The organism is Virgibacillus oceani (assembly GCF_041521345.1).
GTDB lineage: Bacteria > Bacillota > Bacilli > Bacillales > Amphibacillaceae > Virgibacillus_N > Virgibacillus_N oceani_A.
Genome location: NZ_JBGOHB010000095.1, coordinates 1 through 282, shown reverse-complemented (window position 1 = coordinate 282; position 282 = coordinate 1). Strand labels below are relative to the sequence as shown.

The following is a 282-nucleotide window of genomic DNA, read 5'->3' as shown; positions in this document are numbered from 1 at the left end:
TTTATATCAGACAGGTTTTTACGGGATTAAAAGGTGAAAACACACTGCATCCGTTACAACAAGAAGTTTTGGAAACCATCCGTCAAAACTTAGAGCCAATGAACGAAAAACAGCAACAAGCTTATCAACGCAGGCTGGAAAAAGAAAGTAAAAATCCTGTTGAAAAGCAAAAAGAAGTCACATGCAACCTATTTGAAGCACCAACAAAAGAAAAACCATATCTTCATTATAACTTTCTAAACAGCTTATTTCATGTAATTAAACAACCAGATTATCTTTCCT

General features: G+C 34.0%; 1 pseudogene. It reads left to right on the top strand.

Features of this window, described 5'->3' with window-relative positions:
• Positions 1-282: pseudogene (locus ACDX78_RS23315) on the top strand (RNA-guided endonuclease InsQ/TnpB family protein); the annotation flags it as partial.